Source organism: Pseudomonas sp. H3_D04, assembly GCF_054669175.1.
The window spans coordinates 2552295-2575360 of record NZ_CP162801.1; the positions used below are offsets into that span (position 1 = coordinate 2552295).

16 protein-coding genes, 1 tRNA gene and 1 pseudogene are annotated in these 23066 nt (G+C 60.9%); 6 read left to right on the forward strand and 12 right to left on the reverse strand.

The window, feature by feature from the left end; all coding sequences use genetic code 11:
• Position 1: 1 nt before the first annotated feature.
• The 4 genes from fdhE to AB4N91_RS11875 all read left to right on the forward strand — a co-directional run bounded on the left by fdhE (position 2) and on the right by AB4N91_RS11875 (position 4406).
• Complete coding sequence (gene fdhE, locus AB4N91_RS11860) at positions 2–928, forward strand: formate dehydrogenase accessory protein FdhE (RefSeq protein ID WP_460112480.1); 927 nt, start codon at positions 2–4, stop codon at positions 926–928.
• Positions 929–978: 50 nt separating this feature from the next.
• Entirely contained in the window at positions 979–2400 is a 1422-nt protein-coding gene (selA, locus tag AB4N91_RS11865) for an L-seryl-tRNA(Sec) selenium transferase (protein ID WP_427700503.1), read from the forward strand.
• Positions 2397–4304 carry a selenocysteine-specific translation elongation factor gene (gene selB / locus AB4N91_RS11870; protein ID WP_460112481.1) on the forward strand — a complete coding sequence of 636 codons (1908 nt, stop codon included), beginning with the start codon at positions 2397–2399 and terminating at the stop codon, positions 4302–4304. Before selA ends, selB begins: the two co-directional genes overlap by 4 nt.
• A 6-nt stretch (positions 4305–4310) precedes the next feature.
• Positions 4311–4406 (forward strand) — tRNA-Sec (locus tag AB4N91_RS11875).
• A gap of 7 nt (positions 4407–4413) precedes the next feature.
• Here the strand turns inward: AB4N91_RS11875 and AB4N91_RS11880 are convergent.
• From AB4N91_RS11880 to phbB, 5 genes are all read right to left on the reverse strand, one after another.
• On the reverse strand, positions 4414–5736 hold the full coding sequence (locus AB4N91_RS11880) for an OprD family porin (protein WP_083376741.1): 1323 nt from the start codon (positions 5734–5736) through the stop codon (positions 4414–4416).
• Between the two features lie 66 nt (positions 5737–5802).
• Positions 5803–6456 carry a hydrolase gene (locus AB4N91_RS11885; RefSeq protein ID WP_010460339.1) on the reverse strand — a complete coding sequence of 218 codons (654 nt, stop codon included), beginning with the start codon at positions 6454–6456 and terminating at the stop codon, positions 5803–5805.
• A gap of 144 nt (positions 6457–6600) precedes the next feature.
• Positions 6601–8304 (reverse strand): class I poly(R)-hydroxyalkanoic acid synthase, encoded by a 1704-nt coding sequence (gene phaC / locus AB4N91_RS11890; RefSeq protein WP_102593673.1) that lies wholly within the window; start codon positions 8302–8304, stop codon positions 6601–6603.
• 99 nt (positions 8305–8403) lie between these two features.
• Positions 8404–9582: an acetyl-CoA C-acetyltransferase gene (locus AB4N91_RS11895; protein ID WP_010460334.1), complete on the reverse strand. Its 1179-nt coding sequence runs from the start codon at positions 9580–9582 to the stop codon at positions 8404–8406.
• A gap of 57 nt (positions 9583–9639) precedes the next feature.
• Complete coding sequence (gene phbB / locus AB4N91_RS11900; RefSeq protein ID WP_010460332.1) at positions 9640–10386, reverse strand: acetoacetyl-CoA reductase; 747 nt, start codon at positions 10384–10386, stop codon at positions 9640–9642.
• Positions 10387–10667: 281 nt separating this feature from the next.
• On the opposite strand from phbB, the gene AB4N91_RS11905 reads away from it, so the two are divergent.
• Positions 10668–11705 carry an AraC family transcriptional regulator gene (locus tag AB4N91_RS11905; RefSeq protein ID WP_460112482.1) on the forward strand — a complete coding sequence of 346 codons (1038 nt, stop codon included), beginning with the start codon at positions 10668–10670 and terminating at the stop codon, positions 11703–11705.
• A 180-nt stretch (positions 11706–11885) separates the two neighbouring features.
• Here the strand turns inward: AB4N91_RS11905 and AB4N91_RS11910 are convergent, their stop codons facing one another.
• Positions 11886–14354, reverse strand: coding sequence for a DUF3141 domain-containing protein (locus AB4N91_RS11910; protein WP_460112484.1), 2469 nt, complete (start codon positions 14352–14354; stop codon positions 11886–11888).
• Between the two features lie 242 nt (positions 14355–14596).
• On the opposite strand from AB4N91_RS11910, the gene phaP reads away from it, so the two are divergent.
• Positions 14597–15166 carry a TIGR01841 family phasin gene (gene phaP, locus AB4N91_RS11915; protein ID WP_077748474.1) on the forward strand — a complete coding sequence of 190 codons (570 nt, stop codon included), beginning with the start codon at positions 14597–14599 and terminating at the stop codon, positions 15164–15166.
• 38 nt (positions 15167–15204) lie between these two features.
• On the opposite strand, the pseudogene phaR reads toward phaP, so the two are convergent.
• The 6 genes and pseudogenes from phaR to AB4N91_RS11945 all read right to left on the reverse strand — a co-directional run bounded on the left by phaR (position 15205) and on the right by AB4N91_RS11945 (position 22912).
• Positions 15205–15752: pseudogene (gene phaR, locus AB4N91_RS11920) on the reverse strand (polyhydroxyalkanoate synthesis repressor PhaR).
• Positions 15753–15937: 185 nt separating this feature from the next.
• On the reverse strand, positions 15938–17206 hold the full coding sequence (locus AB4N91_RS11925; protein WP_010460319.1) for an OprD family porin: 1269 nt from the start codon (positions 17204–17206) through the stop codon (positions 15938–15940).
• A gap of 129 nt (positions 17207–17335) precedes the next feature.
• Positions 17336–19108, reverse strand: a complete 1773-nt coding sequence (locus tag AB4N91_RS11930; protein ID WP_145307042.1) for an acyl-CoA dehydrogenase C-terminal domain-containing protein — start codon at positions 19106–19108, stop codon at positions 17336–17338.
• Between the two features lie 63 nt (positions 19109–19171).
• Complete coding sequence (locus AB4N91_RS11935) at positions 19172–20842, reverse strand: cation acetate symporter (protein ID WP_424481663.1); 1671 nt, start codon at positions 20840–20842, stop codon at positions 19172–19174.
• Complete coding sequence (locus AB4N91_RS11940) at positions 20842–21168, reverse strand: DUF485 domain-containing protein (protein ID WP_010460314.1); 327 nt, start codon at positions 21166–21168, stop codon at positions 20842–20844. The genes AB4N91_RS11935 and AB4N91_RS11940 overlap by 1 nt, the downstream gene beginning before the upstream one ends.
• Before the next feature lie 121 nt (positions 21169–21289).
• Positions 21290–22912 (reverse strand): acyl-CoA synthetase, encoded by a 1623-nt coding sequence (locus AB4N91_RS11945; protein WP_010460312.1) that lies wholly within the window; start codon positions 22910–22912, stop codon positions 21290–21292.
• Positions 22913–23066 lie beyond the last annotated feature (154 nt).

Sequence of the window (23066 nt, forward strand, 5' to 3'; positions counted from 1 at the left end):
TTTGGCAACCATTCTTGAGCCTGGAGAGATCGAAGCGGCGGCGGGTTCTCCGCCGTTCCTGCACCTGCCACCGAACAACCTGTTCGCGTTGCGGGCGCTGCGCCTGGAAAAACTGGCAGACGGGCACCCACTGGCCGATTACTTGCGGCTGGTGGCGGACCTGTGCCGCGTTCAGCAGGACCTGTTGGACAATCCACCTGACTCGGCGCCACTCGATCCCGAGCGCCTGCGAATGTGCCAGCAACACGGTCTGCCACCGTTCGCCGCCGACAGCCTGGTGCGCGAAGACACCTGGCTGACGTATCTCGACGCCTTGTTGCAGCGGTACTCGCCACCACCAGACTCAGCCGTCGAGAAAGCCATCGCGTCCTTGCGCAATGCCAACAGCGGGCAACGCAAAGCCTGGGCGATCGCACTGGTCAGCGGCCAGTATTCGCTGCTGCCGGCGGCGCTGGTGCCCTTTCTTGGCGCAGCGTTGCAGGCCGCGTTCAGTCATTGGCTGCTGCACACGCCGAAGCTTGCGCTCAAACCCGGCGACAGCCTCAACCAATGCCCGGCCTGTGGTTCGCCGGCCATGGCCGGGGTCATTCGCCATCGCGGCAAACACAACGGTTTGCGTTATCTGGTGTGCTCGTTGTGTGCCTGCGAATGGCACGTGGTGCGGGTCAAATGCGTGTACTGCGAACAAAGCAAAGGCCTGGAATACGTCAGCCTCGATGACGACCGCCATGCCGCCAATCAGGCGCCGTTGCGCGCCGAAACCTGCCCCGGCTGCCACAGCTACCTGAAACTGCTGTACCTGGAAAACGACGCCGAGGCCGAAGCGCTCTCGACCGACCTGACCAGCCTGATGCTGGACATGCGTCTGGAACAGGAGGGTTACGTGCGCCCGGCACCGAATCTTCTGCTCGCACCGGGAGGCGATTAAGCACAACGGCTACACTCAGGCGCGACAGTTAACGTTTGCGGGAGCGCCTGATGCCTGCCAGATCCGCCAGCCCAGCCTTGCGGCTGCCTTCCATCGACAGTTTGCTGCGCCATCCGGCGTGCCTGCCATTGACCGAGCGCTATGGGCGTGACGCGCTGCTGGCCAGCCTGCGGCAGTTGCTGGATGACCTGCGCGAACCGGTTCTGTCAAGCCAACTCGACGCCGTTGAAATCACCCCCGAAGTCTTGGCTGGCAGAGCGGGCGAGCGCCTGGATCTCCAGCATCGCAGCCAGGTACGCCGGGTGTTCAACCTGACCGGCACAGTGCTGCACACCAACCTCGGTCGCGCGTTATTGCCAGACGAAGCCATCGAAGCGGTGCAAAGGGCCGCTCGCTATCCGCTCAATCTCGAATTCGACCTGCAAAGCGGCAAGCGCGGCGACCGTGACGACCTGATCGAAGGCCTGATCCGTGAACTGACCGGCGCCGAAGCCGTGACCGTGGTCAACAATAACGCCGCTGCCGTGCTGCTGACGCTCAACAGCCTGGGCGCGCGCAAGGAAGGGATCATTTCCCGGGGCGAGCTGATCGAAATCGGCGGCGCCTTCCGCATTCCCGACATCATGGCCCGGGCCGGCGTCAAACTGCACGAAGTCGGCACCACCAATCGCACCCACGCCCGGGATTACGAGGCGGCGATTGGCCCGCGCAGTGGTCTGCTGATGCGGGTGCATGCGAGCAATTACGCCATTGAAGGCTTCACCGCCCGGGTGCCGACGGCCGAGTTGGCTGAATTGGCGCACAAGCACGGGCTGCCACTGCTCGAAGACCTTGGCAGCGGCAGTCTGCTGGACCTGACCCGCTGGGGCTTGCCCGCCGAACCCACGGTGCGCCAGGCGCTGATCGATGGCGCGGACATCGTCACCTTCAGCGGCGACAAGTTACTCGGCGGTCCACAGGCCGGGTTGATCGTCGGCCGCAAAGACTTGATCGCGAAGATCAAGAAGAACCCGCTCAAACGTGCGTTGCGGGTCGACAAACTGACCCTGGCAGCCCTCGAAGCGGTGTTGAGTCTGTACCGCAATCCCGATCAACTGGCCGAACGACTGCCGAGCCTGCGCCTGCTGACCCGACCGCAGGCCGACATTCTTGCGCAAGCCGAACGCCTGCAACCGTCATTGGCGAAGGCCCTTGGCGATGGCTGGAGCGTCAGCGCAGTGGCGGCGCTGGGCATGATCGGCAGCGGCAGCCAACCGGTGGCTCGCCTGCCGAGCGCGGCGTTGTGCCTGCGCCCGTTGGTCAGTAAACGCCTGCGCGGCCGGCATTTACTGGGGCTGGAGGCCGCGTTCCGTCAGCTGGCCATTCCGGTGCTAGGCCGGATTGACGACGACGCGCTGTGGTTGGACCTGCGCCAGCTGGACGACGAAGCCGCGTGGCGGGCGCAACTCGATCAATTGCAGGTGCCAGGGTGATTGTCGGCACCGCCGGGCACATCGACCACGGCAAGACGGCGTTACTCCAGGCATTGACTGGCCAGGCCGGCGACCGTCGCCGGGAAGAACGCGAGCGCGGCATGACCATCGACCTCGGTTATCTCTACGCCGCATTGGAACCGGGCGCTGCATTGACCGGTTTTATCGACGTACCGGGTCATGAGCGCTTCACTCACAACATGCTGGCCGGAGCCCAGGGCATCGATCTGGTATTGCTGGTAGTGGCAGCGGATGACGGCGTCATGCCCCAGACCCGCGAACATCTGGCAATCGTCGAACTGCTGGGCATCCCTCGGGCGCTGGTGGCGATCAGCAAATGCGACCGGGTCGATCCGGCCCGCGTGCAGGCCGTGCGCGAACAAATCGAAAGTTTGCTGGCGCCCGGGCCGTATGCCGGCGCGCCGCAGATTGCCCTGTCGAGCGTGACCGGGGAGGGCGTCGAGACGTTGCGTCTGGCCTTGCTGGATGCGCAGCGTGATGTGCTGCAACGCAGCACCCGTGGCAGTTTTCGTCTGGCGATTGATCGTGCGTTCAGCGTGGCCGGGGCCGGTATCGTGGTGACCGGCACGGCGCTGTCCGGGCAGGTTGCCGTGGGCGATACGCTGATGCTCGGTCCGTTGGGCAAACCCGTGCGCGTGCGTGGCTTGCATGCGCAAAACCAGGCCGCAGAGATTGGGGTTGCGGGTCAGCGAGTGGCGCTGAACCTGAGTGCCGAGCGCTTGGCACTGGAGCAGATTCACCGTGGCCACTGGCTGGTGTCCGAATGGCTCTACGCACCGACCCAGCGCCTGGACATCGACATGCGGTTGCTGGCCAGCGAAGCCAAGGCGTTCGAGCATTTTCAAACGGTGCATGTTCACCTGGGGACGCAGGATGTCACGGGGCGAGTGGCGCTGTTGGAAGGTGCCAGCGTTGCGCCGGGTGAACGGATGTTCGCGCAAATCCTGCTGAATGCGCCGGTGCAGGCGGTGAAGGGCGATCCGTTGATTCTGCGTGACCAGAGCGCTCAACGAACCCTCGGCGGTGGCCGGGTGCTCGACCCGTTCGCCCCGACCCGACACCGTCGCAGCCCCGAGCGATTGGCGCAGCTGCAGGCACTCGCCACCCGCAATGCGCTGGAAGACGTGCTGCCTGCGTTATTGCTGAACAGCGAAACCGGGCTCGACCCGCGACGCCTGGAGCGTCAGTTCAACCGGCCGCGTGACACCTGGGTCCTGCCCGCCAATATCCGTTTGATCGATACCCGCCAAGGACCCTTGCTGTTCAGCGCTGACCGTTGGGAAGCGCTGAAAGCGCCATTGCTGGGGCATCTGGCTCGTTTCCACCGGCTCGAACCGGACCAGATGGGCCCCGACCGGGATCGCTTGCGGCGCTTCGCCGGGACATCTTTGGATCGGCCTACTTTCATCAGCCTGGTCGACGAATTACTCACCAGCGGCGCCATGCTGGCCAGCGGGCCGTGGCTGCATTTGCCCGAGCATCAGGTGCGCTTGAGCGAAGAGGACGAAGCGTTGTGGCAACAGCTGCAACCGTTGTTCGAACAGGCCGGATTCAATGCCCCATGGGTGCGCGACCTTGGCCATGACGAAGTGACGGTGCGCCTGCTGCTGCGAAAAATGGCGAGGCTGGGGCTGGTGCATCAGGTCGTCCGCGACCTGTTCTACACCGAAGCAGTCATTCGCCGATTGGCGGCTATGCTTGTGCAACTGGCTGCGCAGAACCCGGTGATTCAGGTCACGGCGTTTCGCGATGCCGTGGGCCTGGGGCGCAAGCGCAGCATCCAGATCCTCGAATACTTCGACCGGCTGGGCCTGACCCGACGCTTTAGCGACAAGCGCCATCTGCGGCTCGACAATGCCCTGGCCCAGCCATCAGGAAACTGACTTCAAGGAAGGCAATCGCGCCCGGTGGCGCGGCCGGGCTTCAAACCCGGTTGGGGACGGCATCCGTTCCCGGGCAGGTTCGACTCCGGCTGCCTTCCGCCATTTCCCTTCATAGATGCCCGAAATTCAGCGGGTACTGAACGACCACGTACACCCGGTCAATATCATCGCCGGCCTGCGCCGCATTGGCCCGATGCGAGACATGGGACAGTTGCAGCGATAACCCTTTGGCCGCGCCGGACTGCACGATGTAGCGCAGGTCGATGTCGCGCTCCCAATGCCGGCCGCCATCGCCTTGTTGTGGCACGTATTCGCCGATGGACTCATCGAAAGGGTTGTAGGCGCCGCCCTTGGGCGCACGGGTGCCGTCGATCCGGCTGCCCATGACGTAACGGGTCATGAAATTCAGGCCAGGTATGCCGAAGGTGCTCAAATCGAGGTCGTAGCGTGCCTGCCATGAGCGTTCGTGGGCGCCGTTGAAATCGGCGTACTTGATCGAGTTGGCGAGGTAGATCGAGTCGCCGCCGACAAAATCGAACGGCGTATCGCCATTGATTTTTTGATAGGCCAGGGTGAAGGCGTGGGCATCGACGGTGTACTTGCCCGACAGGCTGAACGCGGTGTTGTCGATGGCGCCGGCCAGCGCTTTGCCGGTGTCTTGCGTGTGGTAGAGATTGGCGTCGAGGAACACCCCGGGCTGCTTCAGGTGCAGGTTGGCGTAGTACTGATGCCAGGTGTCGCTGAGTTCTGAGGCATAGAGCGCGCCGCCGACGGGGCGTTGGGTGAATAAGTCAGCGCCCAGAAACGTAATGCCTCCGGCTTCGGTGTTGGCGCCGTAGCCGTAGAAATTGCCTTTGCTCGAAGAACTGTCCTGGTTTTTGAACGCGGTGAAATGCCCGGCCAGCAGATTCACGTCATCGATTTCGCGGCTGTTCAATAGAAAGCCTGTGGCGTATTCCGGTTGCAAGCGTTTGTCCGCGGTGTCGAACACCGGGGTTTCCACCATCATTTCACCGAACGCCAAGGTGGTTCGCGAGGCTCTGATTTTCAGTGCGCCGCCGCCACTGGAATAGTTGTCTTCGCTACGGCCGTCATCATTCACGGGCAGCAATCCGGTCCCGGAATGACCTTTGCCGCCATCCAGCTTCAATCCCAGAAAGGCGTGGGCGTCGAGGCCTAAGCCGAGCGTGCCGGGTGTGAATCCAGATTCAAAAGTGCTGATAAAGCCTTGAGCCCACTCGGCTTTATAGCTTTTACCTGTCGGCGAAGGGGACCGGTAGTCGCTGTTGAGGTAGAAGTTGCGGCTGAGCACGTCAAGCGCCGCGCCATCCAGAAACCCTTGTGCGGGTTCATCCGCCCAGGCTGTTCCCGCGAACAGCACCGACAACCAAAAGGGCAACCGGGTACGCAGGTCTTGCTTGCCAAACTTCATCATCAATCACCACGCAGCAGCGACTGCGGAGGGTCCGCAGTCGCTCGCTTTTCAGAGGAGGACCGCTTAATGGCCTTCCGAGGCACCGAACATTGTTTTGGCGTAGATCAGGCCAAGACCGTAGGAGCCACCGTTGGCAATCGAGGTTTTCACGGTTTCTTCATAGGTTTCGGTACGTGCCCAGTCGCGTTGCAGTTCGAGCAGGTATTGCAGCGAGGTCATTGGACGGGCGCCGATCTGGATCATGCGCTGCATGGCCATTTCATGGGCTTCGGTGCTGACGTCGCCACAGGCGTCGGCAATCACGTAGACCTCAAAACCCTGGTCGATGGCCGACAGCGCCGGGCCGACGATGCACACCGAGGTCCACAGGCCGGCGAGGACGATTTTCTGTTTGCCGAATTTGTTGACTTCGACGGCGATGCGCTCGTCTTCCCAGGTGTTCATGCTGGTGCGGTCGATGACGTTGTGTTCCGGAAACACCGACTTGATTTCGTCGAAGATCGGCCCGGAAAAGCTCTTCTCGGCGACAGTGGTCAGGATGGTCGAGACTTTGAAGCCGCGCGCGGCCTTGGCCACGAGGGCGGCGTTGTTGCGCAGGGTGACGGCGTCGATCGACTTGGTCGCGAAGGACATCTGCGATTGGTGATCAATCATGATCAGGGTGTGGTCGGTCGGGGTCAGCAGGGTTTTGCCGGGAGCAGCTTTGGCGATGGCCATGGCGAGGTCCTTACGGGTGAGTGAGGAGGCCATGGTTGCGCAGATTCAGGCGGGAATATTGAAGCGATGTGCTGTGTTTGGTTATTTGCGAGGACGCCTGAAGAACGGCCCCGCGCAATATCAGTCAGTGCGCGGGGCCTTCGGTCATTGCATCACATAACGCCCGGGTGCCGATTCCAGCGCCGGGTAGTGCGCGTTGCCGATGTGCGACACCGAAGGCTGACGCTCGCCGGCCTGGTCTGCCAGCCAGACAAACCAGTCATTCCACCAGCTGCCGGCCTGTTCCTGGGCATTCATGAACCAGGTGTCGGGATCCTTCGACACTCGATTGTTGGTCCAGTAATGGCGTTTTTCCCTGGCCGGCGGGTTGATCACCCCGGCGATGTGCCCTGAGGCACCCAGCACAAAGCGCTTGGTCCCGGAGAGCAATTGGGTGCTGGCGTAAGCGCTGCGCCACGGCACGATGTGATCGTCGTGGGTGGCGAGGATGTACGCCGGTGCATCGATGGCGCGCAGGTTGAGCTTGACCCCGCAGCAGTCCAGCTCACCTGATTTCAGGTCGTTCTGCAGGTAGGTGTGACGCAGATACCAGCAGTACATCGGCCCCGGAAGGTTGGTGCTGTCGTTGTTCCAGAACAGCAAGTCGAGGGGGATGGGTTTCTGGCCCTTGAGGTATTTGTCGACGTTGTAGTTCCACCACAAATCATTCGGGCGCAGCAGCGAGAAGGTGTTGCCCATGTCCTCGCCCTTGAACAGGCCGATGGGGCCCTCCTGACCACCGATGGTGCGCTCGCGGTAGGCCACCAGTTGTTCGTCGACGAAGATGTCGATGGGGCCGGTGTCGAGGTAATCGAGGAAGGTGGTCAACAGGCTCACGCTGCCAATGTCCTTGTCGCCGCGCGCCGCCAGTACCGCCAGCGCCGAACTCAACAGCGTGCCGCCGATGCAGAAACCCACGCAATTGGGGCGTTGATCGCCGCTGATCTCGCGGGTCACTTGCAGGCCTTTGATGATGCCGGTGTCGATCAGGTCATCCCAGGTGGTGCCGGCGTGCGCCTGATCGAAGTTGCGCCACGACATCAGGAACACCGGGTGGCCTTGTTGCAGCAGATGGCGAACCATCGAGTTGTCCGGGCGCAGGTCGAGGATGTAGTACTTGTTGATCGACGGCGGGACGATGAACACCGGGCGCCGGTACTGGGTTTCGCTTTGCGGGTAGTACTGAATCAACTGGAACAGTTCGTTCTCGAACACCACTTCGCCGGGGGTGTTGGCCAGATCCACGCCGACCTTGAAAGCGCCGCTGTCGCACTGACGCATCTTGCCTTCTTGCAGGTCGCTGGCCAGGTGCAACAGGCCGGTGAACAGGCTGCCGCCCTGAGTGTCGACGACGCGTTGCAAGGCATCGGGGTTGCTCGCCAGAAAGTTGCTGGGCGCCCCGGCGGCAATCGCTTGCTCCACCAGATACAGCAGGCGCTGGCGGGGTTTCTTGTCTTTGATCGGCAGTTTATCGAGCAGCTTCAGCAGAAAACCGGCATTGAGCAGGTAGAACGCCGCGAGGGAGCCGAACAGCGGTGTGCTCCAGTTGCCACTGGAAAAACGTCGATCTTCAAAGGAAAACGGCTGGCCGGTCAGCAGCCGCTGGCCCAGATCACCCCATTGGGTTTGATACTCGGCTTGCAGGCTTTCCAGTGTGGTGCGTGGCAGGTCGAACCACTTCTCGTATTCCTGGCCGGTGAACCAAGGATTGGTGCTCACCCACAAGCGTAATTGTTGCACTGCAAAGGAGGCAATGAACGGGACCTGGCCTGACCAGAAGGTGTTGAAGGTGTGCGCGTTATTGTCCATGGAACTCCTTGCCCACATCGGTAAACCGGGCAGAAAAAAACCGCGGTGTCGCCATTCGGCACCGCGTCAGCAGTCAAGCAAGCAGTCCTGTGATTCTTGTTATCGTTCGATGACCAGGCTGACACCTTGGCCGCCACCGATGCACAACGTGGCCAAGCCTTTTTTGCCGTCACGGCGAATGAGCTCGTGCACCAGCGACACCAGAATCCGCGCGCCCGACGCGCCGATCGGATGACCCAACGCAATCGCGCCACCGTTGACGTTGACCTTGGCGGTGTCCCAACCCAGTTCCTTGCCAACCGCCAGTGATTGCGCGGCGAACGCTTCGTTGGCTTCGATCAGGTCGAGGTCGTCCAGGCTCCAGCCGGCTTTTTCCAGCACCAGACGGGTGGCCGGGACCGGGCCGATGCCCATGATCGACGGGTCGACGCCCGCACTGGCGTAAGCCTTGATGCGCGCCAGCACCGGCAAGCCGAGGGCCTGGGCCTTGGCGGCGCTGGCCAGGAGCAACACGGCGGCACCATCGTTGAGAGTCGACGAATTGCCGGCGGTCACGCTGCCGTCTTTCTTGAACGCCGGTTTAAGGTTGCTCAACGCTTGCAGCGTGCCGCCCGGGCGCGGTTGTTCATCCGTGTCGAACACCAGCGGATCGCCCTTGCGCTGAGGGATCAGGATCGGGGTGATTTGCCCCTTGAAGTAGCCCGCTTCGATGGCGGCAGCTGCTTTCTGTTGCGAGGCGGCGGCGAAGGCGTCCTGATCTTCGCGGCTGACGCTGTACTGCGTGGCCAGATTTTCAGCGGTGATGCCCATGTGGTAGTCGTTGAAGGCGTCCCACAAACCGTCCTGAATCACGCTGTCTTGCAACTGCGCATGACCCAGACGCAAACCGGTGCGTACCTTGGGCAGCACATAAGGCGCCAGGCTCATGTTTTCCTGACCGCCGGCAATCACCAGCTCGGCGTCGCCGCAGCGGATCGCCTGGACCGCCAGTTGCACAGCCTTGAGGCCCGAGCCGCAGACCTTGTTCAGCGTCAGGGCAGGGGTGGTGAAGGGCAGGCCGGCCTTGATTGCCGTCTGACGTGCCGGGTTTTGCCCCGAGCCTGCGGTGAGCACCTGGCCAAGAATCACTTCATCAATCTGCGTGCCGTCCAGGCCGGTTTCTTCCAGCAGACGGCGGATCACCGCTGCGCCCAGTTCAGTGGCTGGAATCGCGGACAAGGCCCCTTGAAAACTGCCGATGGCGGTACGTGTAGCGGCAACGATTACGACTTCGTTCATGCGTGACCTCATTAAGATGTTGTCGAGCGGGAGCAGGGCGTCCTTGCCCTGATCGGTCTACTGCATGTTCATGCCGCCGTTCACCGAGAAATCAGCGCCGGTGCTGTAGCCCGATTCGTCGGAGGCCAGCCAGGCGACGATCGATGCGATTTCTTCGGGTTGGCCGAGGCGCCCGACGGGGGTGGCGGCGATCATGGTGTCGAGGATGTCCGGGCGGATGGCCGCGGTCATGCTGGTCTGGATGTAACCCGGGGAGACGGTGTTGACGGTCACGCCCTTGCCGGACACTTCCCGCGCCAGGGCCATGGTGAAGCCGTGGATGCCGGCCTTGGCCGCGCTGTAGTTGGTCTGACCGAACTGGCCTCGTTGGCCGTTGATCGAGGAGATATTGATGACCCGTCCCCAGCCCTTGGCCAACATTCCTTCAATCACCTGCTTGGTGGTGTTGAACATGCCGCTCAAGTTGGTGCCGATCACAGCATTCCAGTCCTCGGGCGTCAGCTTGCGGAAGGAGGCATCCCGGGTGATGCCGGCGTTGTTGACCAGCACATCGATCGGGCCGAATTGTTCTCGCGCCATCTCGAAGGCCTTGCGCGTCGACTCCCAATCGGTGATGTCGCCGTAGATGCATTCGAACTGATAACCCGCCGCCAGTTGACCGGCAATCCAGTCGTTCTTGCGGGCGGAATCCGAGCTGCAACCGACGATGACTTTGAACCCTTCCTTGTACAGGCGCTGGCTGATCGCCGTACCAATCCCACCCATACCACCTGTGACCAACGCAATACGACCAAGCGACTTCATAAGCTCCGTTCCTCTTTATTGTTTTGCGCTGCAAGATGGGCGATTGTTCGGTATTGGCGGGGGATGCGGAAGTGTTTGGAGGTGACGGGCTGGTGTCCAAAGGCGCCATGGCCGGTTTAGTTGCATCCGGGCGACGAATGGCCGGGAACAGTGGCGAAAAATGAGGATTACCTATACTGGGATCAATATTGGCAACGGAACCACTCGTTAATATTTGATTTATTTCAGATCAGTCACGGCTCCGGACAGGATGTCCGGTTCCACAGGTCATTGAGGACGCCATGTATAAAATGAGTTCAGGCTATGCCAGCGTGCTGGTCAATACGCTCTCGGCCCAAGGACTGGATGTTGCCAGTCTGTGTCGGGAGGCTGGACTAGACATTGACCTCGCGGACCAACCAGGTGCGTTTTGCGAGCGAAAGACCATCTATCGACTCTGGGAGCTGGCCGCCAAGGCCTCGGGCGATCAGGACATTGGCTTGAGGGCCTATGGCAGTTTCCACCCCGGCAGCTTTCAGATCATCGGCTACACCATGATGTCCAGCCTGAATCTGAAAAACGCCCTCGAACGCCTGGTCCGTTTCAGTCCGCTGATTGGCACCGGGTTCAGCCTGTTCTTTACCGCCGAACAGCAACATTACCGGTTGTCCGGGCTCGATCATCAACAGCAGGGTTCGGTCAAACCGCGCCAATACACCGATGCCGGGCTGGCGTCGTTGTTGGGGTTCTGCCGCAAGCTGGCGGGCGGCAACGCACCGCAACCCTTGAGCGTCGAATTCACCTATCCAGAACCCGAAGACACCACCGAGCATCGACGGCTGTTTGGCTGCAATCTGCAGTTCAACGCGCCTTACGACAGCATTTTGTTTGACGGGCAGGAATTGATGCGACCGTTGAGCATGGCCAACGAAACGCTGGCGGTGCTGCATGACAGTTTTGCCGAGGCGCAACTGGACCTGCTGTTTGGTTTTTGCATTGTCGGGCGAATTCGCGCGCTGATTACCGAGCGCCTGAGTCAGGGCCAGGGGCAATGCGACATGGAATCGATTGCGGCGGCCTTGAACATCAGCAAGCGAACGCTGCAACGAGCGCTGGAAAAGGAAGGGACACAGTTCAAGGACGTGCTGAGCGCGGTGCGCCGGCAACTCGCTGATTTCTACCTGCGCCATTCTCACTTCAACATGAAGCATGTCGCCTATCTCCTTGGCTTTCATGACCACAGCAGCTTCAACAAAGCTTGTAGCCGCTGGTTTGGCATGACGCCGGGGCAGTATCGGTCCGATGAATCGTTCGAGATCCAGGAAGCCGCGCCAGTGTGACGCGGTGAACTGCCCTAACATTTTGTCGACAACGAACCCCTGTGGGAGCGCGCTTTCGTGGCGAGGGAGCTTGCTCCCGCTCGGCTGCGAAGCAGTCGCATAGCTTTTGGGGCCGCTTCGCGACCCAGCGGGAGCAAGCTCCCTCGCCACACACATAGGCTCGCTCCCACAAGTTACTCATCAGAGAGCAGGAGGTTTCTTCGCGGCTTTTTTGCCCTTCGCGGGTTTGCGCGTTTTTGTCAGCGTTCCCGGGGCAATTGGCTCAGCGACGACCACGGGGGCGCTTTGTTTGGCGGGCTCTGGTGCGACGACCGCGGTTTTCGGCTTGATCGGCTCCGGGGTTGTCGTCGGTGTTTCCTCCTCGACAACATCGGCTGCGCCCGGAGGTTGAGTCAGGTTGAACCCCGGCAGTGGCACGTCGAGCAGCGTGTGCAGCTCACACCAGAACGGATTGTCTGCGCCGCTGGTCAGCAGTTCCGGCAGCATGTTGGCGACGGCGGCCAGCACTTGCTGGCGTTCTTCGACCTCGGCCAGCATCAGGGGCAGACTTTGCAGGCTTTCCTGCGGATGGGTGGCGACCAGCAGTTTTTGCAGGCGCAGGGTTTCGCGCAGGTCCAGCGGCTCGGCGCTGTAGTCCTGCAGCAGCACCTGCAATTGCAGGATGAGTTTCTCGACGCTTTGCTTGCCCGGTTCGTCGCTGTCGCGGCCCAGCAGGAACAGGATCCGGATCAAGGCTTCCATCAAGCCGCCGAGGGGCAGGGCGTCCTGAAGGCGGTCGATCAGTACTTTATCGTGCTGCTCGGCGTGCGCCTGGAGATTGCGAGCCGGTACGTTGCCGGTAAGGCTGTTGAGCACGCCATACACGCCGTAAAAGCTCATTTCCTGAGCGGCATCACGCAGGTCCCGATAGCCGTTCAAGGCATCCTGTATCTGGTTGGAAAACAATGCCTGCCAGGCCAGCAACGGATTGGACGGGTTTGCCGGCTGACGGTTCTTGCTCACTTGGGCGGCACTGCCTGCCAACCACCAGAGCGCCGGGTTCAAACTGTTCCACATCACCTGTTGCTGGTGAAACGGGTGGGCCTTGCGCATCAGCTCGGCGGTCGGCTCGTTGATCAACTGGCGCAACCACGGTCTTACAAACCCGTCGTAAAGGGTGTTGTTGAAATCAGAGGCACGCTCGACCAGCGCAAATTCGCGATCATCGTCACGGGGCGGCTGCGCGTCACCGTGGATGTCGGCGATACGTCGTCGCTCGAAACGCACGGCGTAGGGCGTTGGCGAATGTTCCGGCAGGTCCTCGATGAGCATTTCATAGAGCCCGCCCGGCAGTTCGTTGATCGCGTCGACGGCGCCCAACAACTCCCGGTGCTCACGCCGCGCGACTTCGCCGGAAACAAAGATGCCCAGATGGCCAATGCTCGCGTGCCGCAGGTAAACGATGGTGCGACCGGCATTTTGCAGGGCGAGGTCGCTGGGGTAGACGTCGGTGATCCAGTCCAGTGCTTGCTGCGGCGAGGTGATGTTGTCGCCATAGGAACAGAACACCACCACCGGCACTTCGATGCGTTTGAGGTCGAGCCCGCTGCTCTTGCGCCCGAGGCCGCCGGACAGTTGGTTGCCGATGAACAGGTCATCGACAATCATCTCGATCTCTTCGCCATTGAGCAGGGTCGGGCTGCCCCACCAGCGTTCGAAATCGAGGAAGCGCGGAGCCTCGCTGTCGACTTCGCTGAACAGGTGGTAGTACTTGCCCCACCAGGTGTTGGCCGGGTCGAGGCTTTCGAAATTGCTCACCAGCCAAGTGCCGTCGAAACGGTCATTGCCCAGGTCGCTGCCCAGGCGTGCCATCCAGCCGCCGCCCAGCAAACCGCCGGTGTAGCGCATCGGATTGCGCCCATTGACGCCCGCCCAGTACGACAAAGGCGCGCCATTGACGATGATCAGTCCCGGCAGTTCCGGACGGGTCGCCGCCAGGCCCATCAACGCCCAGCCGGCCTGGCAGTTGCCGATCACCACAGGTTTGGTGCTGGCGGGGTGTCGCGCGCTGACCTCTTCGATAAACCGCGCCTGGGCTGCAACGATGTCCGCGAGGGTTTGCCCCGGGCGTGGCGAATGGCTGAACGAGATGAAATAGGTCGGGTGACCGGCGCGCAGGCTTTCGCCGATGACCGAATCCTGTTTGAAGCCACCGATCCCTGAACCGTGGCCGCCGCGCGGGTCAATGATGATCACCGGCTGCTTTTTACTGTCGAGCTGTTGCCCGGGGCCCGCGATGATCTGCAGCAGCGAGTAGTTGACCGGGCGCGGCAGGTCTTCACCGGCAATCAGGGTTTCATGGTTGAACTTGAGCAGCAGCGGATACCCGGCGCGTTCGTGGGCCAGGGTGTTGTCGCCGCGCTGACGCAAGGTGTCCCAGAACAGCACGCTGCGTTGGCCAAGGTCGGTGAAGTATTCCTGCCAGTCAGCGGCGGTCGGCTGCTTGAGTTGTTCAAGACTTGAAGGTGCGTAGGTTTTGGCCTGGCGCTGTTGCACGGCGTCAATAACGTTGCGGGTATTGAGGCGCTGCAGATGGTTCAGGTGCTCGAACACACCGGACGCAGTCGAAAGCCCTTTATCTTGCAGCGCAATATTTTCTTCCTGACCCATCGTGAACTCCTGACGCCATGCGTGGGAACGTTGCCCTGACTAATAGCAATCAAGCCGGTCGTTCGATTTTCATGAGTGTATAGGGAATAACGGTCAAGGAAGCGAACTTTATTGTGCGCCGCACAAAATAGCCGTTGCCAAATAGTTTTGTGCACTGCAATATCAAGGCTAACGCGATGTCTGGCAGGATCGCTATCGCGTCCTCAGGCCCATCCGGGCCTTCCAGAACCAGGAGATAAAGCATGTCTTTTTTCAATTCGGAAAAACTGCAAACCGCTCAGAAAGCCAACCTCGATCTTTTGCAGCAGATCAGCGGCAAAGTCTTCGCCAGCGTTGAACAACTGAGCCAGTTGCAGTTCAAGGCACTGCGCGACTCCACCGAAGAGCACTTCGAAGGCGTGCGCAAGCTGCTGGCCGTGCGTGACCCACAAGGTTTTGCCGATTTGCAGGCATCGTTTACCCAGCCGAGCGCGCAGGCCGAGCGTCTGGCCGAGTTCAATCGTCAGGTTCAAGCGCTGATCGTGGGCACGCAGTCGGACATCGCCAAACTGACGTCGAGTCAGGTCGAGGCGGGCACCCAGCAGGTCAATGAGTTTGTTGAATCGATCAGCAAGAATGCACCGGCCGGCTCCGAGCCTGTCGTGGCTGCATTCAAGTCGGGCCTTGCCAATGCCAGTACCGTGTTTGAAAGCGCACAGAAAGCCGTGAAACAGGCTTCCGATGTGGCTCAGAGCAATTTTGACGCCGCCACTGCCGCTGCCACCAAAGCAGCACCAGAAGCGAGCGCCAAGGCCACCAGCGGTAACAAGTAAGTCATTTCAGGCCAGCGGCACAAACGATGGCGATGGGTTTATTCCCCATCGCCATTTTTTTCGGCCCGTTATCGGTGCCGGGCTTGGCGCCAAACATGCCGAACAGGTTCTGGGTATTGAGGTACAAGGCCTTGGACTGGTCGACATACTGGCGCATCAGGTCCTGCATGACCGGGGCCTGTTGATGCATGAAGTCGCTCCAGGCTTCGGATGACTGCGCGCCGGTCTGGGACTGGATGTCGATGACGGTCTGGATGCTTTTATCCAGGTAGCTGCCGAGCACACCCTGGTACGGACCGTAGAACTGGATAATCCCCATCAGCATCTCGCTGGTGAAGATCGGCTCGCCGCCGCTTTCGGCTTCCAGAATCACTTGCAGCAGGATACTGCGCGTCAGGTCTTCGCCGCTCTTGGCATCGACCACCTTAAACGCAACTTTATCGACGACCAGTTGGCGCACATCCGCCAGCGTCAAATGACTGCTGGTGTGGGTGTCGTAGAGTCGGCGATTGGGGTATTTCTTGATCAGGCGGGGGGTGGTATCAGTCATGCGGGGCGTCTCGCGGCGGGCCTGGTTTGCAGGCATCTTAACCTACTCTCATGTTTGGCGCCTTTGAGGCCGCCTTCGCGAGCAGGCTCGCTCCTACCGTTGACCGCGTTCCCCTGTGGAAGCGAGCCTGCTCGCGAAGAGGCTCGCCATCTCAGCGAAAATCCAAAACAAAAAGGGGAACTGCGCCGCCAAGCGAGTCCCCCCTTGTGAAGCCTGAATCGTTACCAGATCGGCAGGGTGTAGCTGACAATCAAGCGATTCTCATCCAGATCGCTGCCGAAGTTGGTCGAACGCACCGTCGCATTACGCCATTTCACCCCGACATTCTTCAGCGGACCGCTCTGCACGACATAACCAATGTCGGTATCACGCTCCCATTCCTTGCCTTCGGGGCGGTTGCCGCCCAGGTCGATATTGTCGCCAGTGATATAGCGGGTCATGAAGGTCAGGCCCGGCACACCCATGGCTGCAAAGTTGTAGTCGTAACGCGCCTGCCAGGATTTTTCATCCTTGCTGGCGAAGTCTCCGATCTGCACGAAGTTCACCAGAAACGCATCGGTGCCGTTGATGTAGGCAAAACCGGTGTCGCCGCTCATGCCTTGATAACCCAGGCCAAACGCGTGACCGCCGAGGCTGTAGGTGAACATGGCGCCAATCGCATTGTTGTCGACATTGCTGCCGCCATCATCCGTGGAGCGGGCAAAGCGCAGGTCAGTCTTGAACGATTGCCCCGTCGTTACCGGCATCACGTAGGTCAGGTTCACCAGGTGCTGGCTGTAGAAGTTGTCGAGGTGGCCGTAGCTGTAGCCGGTGGCGAGGTTACTGGTCCATTTGTAGTTCAGGCTGGCGAAATCAAAGCTGTCGCTGTCGAGGTGCCGCGTGGTGATGCCTTTGGCGCCGGTCCGGGTGATGCCCATGTCCTCGTAGTCCGAGGAGTCACGCTGATTGACCTGGGTTAGCCGCCCGGCATCCACGGTCAAGCCTTCAATCTCCAGCGAGTTCAATTGACCGCCCTTGAAGGTTTGTGGCAACAGCCGTGAATCGTTGGCCAGTACCGTCGGCAACTTCGGCAGCAGCGTGCCGAGTTTCAGGGTGCTTTTGGAGGCGCGCAGTTTGGCGGTCAATCCCAGTTCGCCGTACTCGTCCTGAGCGCCTTTGCTCGTGTCGCGATGGCGTTTGAGCAGGCCGGAACCGGCGCGGTCAGGACTCGAATCAAGCTTGACGCCGACCAGGCCGATGGCATCGAAACCGACACCGACCAAACCGTCGGTGAAGCCCGACTCGTAGCGCAGCAGGAAACCCTGGGCCCATTCCTCTTGTTTGGATTGGGCGGCGTTGTCCTGGCGATAATCCCGATTGAAATAGAAGTTGCGCAGCTCAAGGCTGGCCTTGCTGTCTTTGACAAAGTCAGCAGCGGCGGGGGCCGAGAGGCTGATGACGCCGCCGGCCAGCAACAGTCGGGTAGCGAGGATGCGGGTGTTGCGGTCCATGGTGAAGCCCCTTTGTTTTTATTATGGAAAGACAGGTCCCGCGGCCCTCGCCGGGTGGGCGAGGGCTTATCAATAAAAAAAACGCGGACGCCGAATCGAGAGGAGCGTGGCGCCGCGTCGGTTCAATCGTTAGAACTGTTCGGCGCTCAGGCCGTACAACGAGGCGCTGCCGGCAAGAATGGAATGCTCCAGGCTCAATGTGCGCGGAAGCAGGCGACGGATGTAGAAATCGGCGGTGGCGATCTTCGCGCCATAGAACTTGGGGTCCTCGCTGAGTTTTTTCTTCGCAACCTGGGCCATGCGCGCCCAGAGCCAGGCGTAGGCGACGTAACCGAACAGGTGCAAATACTCGACCGAAGCCGCGCCGATTTCGTTGCGGTTGGTGGCGGCCTGGTCTTGCAGCCAGTCGCTCAGGTTTTCCAGACGCTGCACGGCATCGAACAGCTGCACGGAGTAGGGCGCGTCAGGCTGATGGGCGAAACGACGAATCTCCCCGGTGAACTGACGCAGCGCGAAGCCGCTGTCGGCCAACACTTTGCGGCCGAGCAGGTCCAGCGCCTGAATGCCGTTGGTGCCTTCGTAGATCTGCGCGATGCGCACGTCACGGACCAACTGCTCCTGGCCCCATTCGCGAATGTAACCATGGCCGCCGAACACTTGCTGGCCGTTGATGCAGCTTTCCAGACCCGTGTCGGTGAAGAACGCCTTGGCCACGGGTGTCAGCAGCGCGACCAGGGTTTGTGCGCTGTCGCGCTCCTGGGCGTCATCGGAGAACTTCGCCAGGTCCAGTTGTTGACCGACGTAACTGGCAAACGCGCGGCCACCTTCGGTCATGGCTTTCATGCTCAGCAACATGCGGCGCACATCGGGGTGGACGATGATCGGATCAGCCACTTTGTCCGGGGCCATCGCGCCGGTCGGTGCGCGGCTCTGTACACGTTCACGGGCGTAAGCCACGGCGCTCTGATAGGACGCTTGCGCACAGCCGATGCCCTGAATGCCGATGGACAAGCGCTCGTAGTTCATCATGGTGAACATCGCCGCCAGGCCTTTGTTGGCTTCGCCGACCAGCCAACCGCTGGCGCCGTCGAAGTTCATCACGCAGGTGGCCGAAGCCTTGATGCCCATCTTGTGTTCGATCGAACCGCAGCTCACGGCATTGGCGTCGCCGAGAGAACCGTCGGCATTGACCAGCACCTTGGGCACGACGAACAGCGAGATCCCTTTTGGTCCGGCTGGCGCGTCCGGCAGTTTGGCCAGCACCAGATGGATGATGTTTTCCGTCAGGTCCTGATCGCCACCGGTGATGAAGATCTTGCTGCCGGTGATGCTGAAACTGCCGTCGGTCCGGGGTTCGGCGCGGGTGCGGATGATCCCCAGATCAGTGCCGGCGTGCGCTTCGGTCAAGCACATGGAACCGGCCCAGCGGCCTTCGTACATCGGCGGCAAATACAGATTTTTCAGGGTCTCGCTGGCGTGGGCATCCAGCGCCAGGCAGGCCCCGGAACTCAAGGCCGAATACAGGGCGAAGCTTGAGTTGGCGCCGTAGAGCATTTCTTCAAACTGCACGGCAAGCATCTTCGGCATGCCCATGCCGCCGAAATCGGCGTTACCGGACAGGCCCACCCAGCCGCCTTCGATGAAGGTGGCATAAGCCTGTTTGAAGCCGATCGGCGTGCTGACCTGGCCATCGAGCCACTGGGCGCCTTCTTCGTCGCCGCTGCGATTCAACGGCGCAATCAGGTGCGAAGTGACTTTCGCCGCTTCCTCAAGAATGGCGTCAGCGGTGGCGGCGTCGACCGTGTCGGCCAGGGCCGGCAAGCGCGCCCACAGGGCCGGGGCATCGAACACTTCGTGCAGCACAAAGCGCATGTCGCGCAGCGGGGCGTTGAATTCGGGCATAACGTGAACCTCAAAAGGTATGCGGTGGGCACGGCGCCGTTACGGCAGACCGTGCCCTTTCAATCAATGAGCGGAAGCGCTGGCGGCACCGAGGCCGGTCTGGGCGCGAACGAACTGGTCGGCGTAGGCGTCACGCTCCTTGTCGGCGCGCACGCTGCGGTCGAGTTTCGACACCACGACGATCACGAAGAACGCCAGCGGCATGGAGAACAGCGCCGGGTGGTCGTAGGGGAAGATCGCGTGAGCGTGACCGAGCACGGTGACCCAGACCGCTGGCGACAGGATCACCAGCACCAGTGCGCAGATCAGGCCGGCAAAACCGCCGAGGATCGCGCCTTTGGTGGTCAGGCCTTTCCAGTACATGGCCATGATCAGCACCGGGAAGTTGGTCGACGCGGCAATGCCGAAGGTCAGGCCTACCAGAAACGCAACGTTCATCTTCTCGAACAGAATGCCCAGCAGAATCGCGATGATGCCCAGGCCTACTGTCGCCATGCGCGTCACGCGCATTTCCTGTTTCTGGCTGGCCTTGCCTTTCTTGAACACCGTGGCGTAGAGGTCATGGGAAATCGCCGAGGCACCGGCCAGGGCCAGTCCGGAGACCACCGCCAGAATGGTGGCGAAGGCCACGGCCGAGAGGAAACCGAAGAACAGGTTGCCGCCCACTGCTTTGGCCAAGTGCATGGCAACCATGTTGCCGCCGCCGATCAGGGCGCCGCCGACTTCACCGTTGACGTAGTACTGCGGGTCGGTGCCTATGATGACCATCGCGGCAAAGCCCAGGGTGCAGACCACCAGGAAGAAGAAGCCGATAAAGCCTGTGGCGTAGAACACCGACTTGCGCGCTTCCTTGGCGTTCGGCACGGTGAAGAAACGCATCAGGATGTGCGGCAGACCGGCAATCCCGAACACCAGGCCCAACGACATCGACGCGGTGTTGATCGGGTCGGCGAGCATCGAGCCTGGCCCCATGATGTTCCAGCCGCTGGCATGGGCCTGGACGGCTTTGTCGGCCAGGGTTTCATAGCTGAAACCAAACTGCGACATGGCCATCACCGCCAGGGTGGTTCCGCCGGCGAGCAGCAGCACAGCCTTGATGATTTGCACCCAGGTGGTGGCAATCATGCCGCCGAAGATCACGTAGACCAGCATCAACGCACCGACGATCACCACCGCAACCGGGTAGTCGAGACCGAACAGCAACTTGATCAACTGACCGGCCCCGACCATCTGCACGATCAGGTAGCAGCACACCACTGTCAGCGAACCGAACGCGGCGAAGATCCGCACCTTGTTCTGGTCGAGGCGATAGGAAACGATGTCGGCGAAGGTGTAGCGGCCCAGGTTGCGCAGGCGCTCGGCCATCAGGAAGGTGATGATCGGCCAGCCGACAAAGAAGCCGATGGTGTAGATGAAGCCATCGTAGCCCTTGGCAAACACCAGGCTGGACAGTCCCAGCAGCGTGGCGGCGGACATGTAGTCACCGGCAATTGCCAGGCCGTTCTGGAACCCGGTAATGCCACCGCCAGCGGTGTAGAAGTCCGACGTGGATTTGGTTTGCCGTGCGGCCCACCAGGTAATCGCCAGGGTGCCCAGCACGAAGACAAAGAACATGCCGATCGCATGCAGGTTCAGCGGTTGTTTTTCCACTGTGCCCATTGTCGGGGCGGCGAGGACGATGGAGGCCGGCAACAGGCCGGCAGCGGCGAGGATGAGCTTACGCAGCAGGTTCATCACTTGCTCTCCTCGAGAATGGCGGCGCCCAGTGCATCGAAACGCGTGTTGGCGCGGTAGACATACCAACCGGTCAGCAGCCAGGAAAAAATGATGATCGCCGCACCCACCGGCATGCCCAGGGTCAACATCCGATGCTCGGCGACTGGCGCATGCAGCCATTGCGGGGCAAACGCCACCACCAGCATGAATCCGTAGTAAGTGCCCAGCACGGCGGCACTCAGCGACCAGGCCAGGCGCGAACGGCTGCTCACCAATTGAAGGAATTTCGGATTGGTCCGAATGCGTTCACAACGTTGGGTATCGGTTGAATGGATGTCGATCATGGGTGGCTCCACATTGTTTTTGTTATGTGTCTGGGGGCAGGGCAGGGCCGAATTCGGCCTGCACGAGCCCGAAGCGGCAGATGGAACACCTGCCGCCGGGTGGGTAAAACGTCGGTTCGGGTTAGAGCGCTTTAGCCCTGTCGCGCAGGACGTACTTCTGGATTTTGCCGGTGGACGTTTTCGGCAACAGGGTGAAGATCACCGTGCGCGGGACTTTGAAGCCCGCCAGATGCTCGCGGCAGAAACTGATGATGTCGGCCTCGCGAACGTCCTGGTGGTCGGCCTTCAAGGTGATGAACGCACAGGGCGTTTCTCCCCATTTTTCATCGGGACGGGCAACCACGGCCGCTTCCATCACGCCCGGATGGCGATACAGCACGCCTTCCAGTTCGATGGTGGAAATGTTCTCGCCGCCGGAAATGATGATGTCCTTGAGTCGGTCCTTGATCTCGACATAACCATTGGGATGACACACCGCCAGGTCACCGGTGTGGAACCAGCCGCCTTCGAATGCTTCGGCGGTGGCGGTCGGGTTTTTCAGGTAGCCCTTCATCACGGTGTTGCCGCGCATGAAGATCTCACCGATGGTCTGACCGTCCCGTGGGGTAGGTTCCAGCGTCTTTGAGTCGCCGACCATCACACCTTCAAGCGTCGGGTAGCGCACGCCCTGACGGGATTTGATCTGTGCCCGTTCGTCCAGCGGTAACTCATCCCATTCGGCATGCCAGGCGCAGAGCGTCACCGGACCGTAGGTTTCGGTCAGGCCATAGACGTGCGTGACCTTGATGCCCATTTCTTCCACGGCGCCGATCACTTTGGCGGGCGGTGCAGCACCGGCAACCATGGCGTTGACCGGATGGTCGATGGCCGCTTTCGCCGATTCCGGCATGTTGACCAATGCATTGAGCACGATAGGCGCAGCACACAGGTGCGTGATTTGATGCTCGCGAATCAGCGTGAGGATTTTCTGCGGATCGACCCGGCGCAGGAACACATGCACACCGGCCATGGCGGTGATGATCCACGGGTAGCACCAACCATTGCAGTGGAACATCGGCAGGGTCCAGAGGTAGACCGGATGGTTGCCCATGGCCCAGGTCATCTGGTTGCCCAGCGAGTTCAGGTACGCGCCGCGATGGTGGTAGACCACACCTTTCGGGTTGCCGGTGGTGCCGGAGGTGTAGTTGAGCGAGATGGCTTGCCACTCGTTGTCCGGCCATTGCCAGGCGTAATCCGGATCGCCTTCGGCCAGCAGCGCTTCATAATCCAGGTCGCTGACGGCCTTGCCTTCGCCGTATTCCGGGTCATTGACGTCGATGACCAGCGGCGGGTGATCGAGCATGCCGATGGCCGCGTGAATCACGTCATGGAATTCACGATCGGTGATCAGCACCTTGGCTTCACCATGCTGCAGCATGAAGGCAATGGCTTCGGCATCCAGGCGCACGTTGAGCGGATTGAGCACGGCGCCGATCATCGGCACGCCAAAATGCACTTCAAGCATCTCGGGAATGTTGGGCAGCATCACCGCCACCGTATCGTTCTTGCCGATGCCACGACCGGCCAGCGCCGAGGCCAGACGCCGGCAACGGGTGTAGGTCTGCGCCCAGGTACGACGGATCGAACCGTGGATCACGGCGGGGTAGTGGGGGTAAACGCTGGCAGTGCGTTCGATGAAGCTGAGCGGCGACAAAGCAATGTGATTGACAGCCGAAGGGCCTAGCCCTTGTTCATAGATCGACATGACGGGTACTCGGTGGCTGATTGTTAGCTCTATGGATGGGCCTGTTCAGCGTAGCCGCTGAGGTCATCCTTTATGTCCGGTGTGCTTTATATAACAATCTGCCATGGATATGGAAGTACAACCTACGCAGTATAGTAGATGTACTATATTTGAT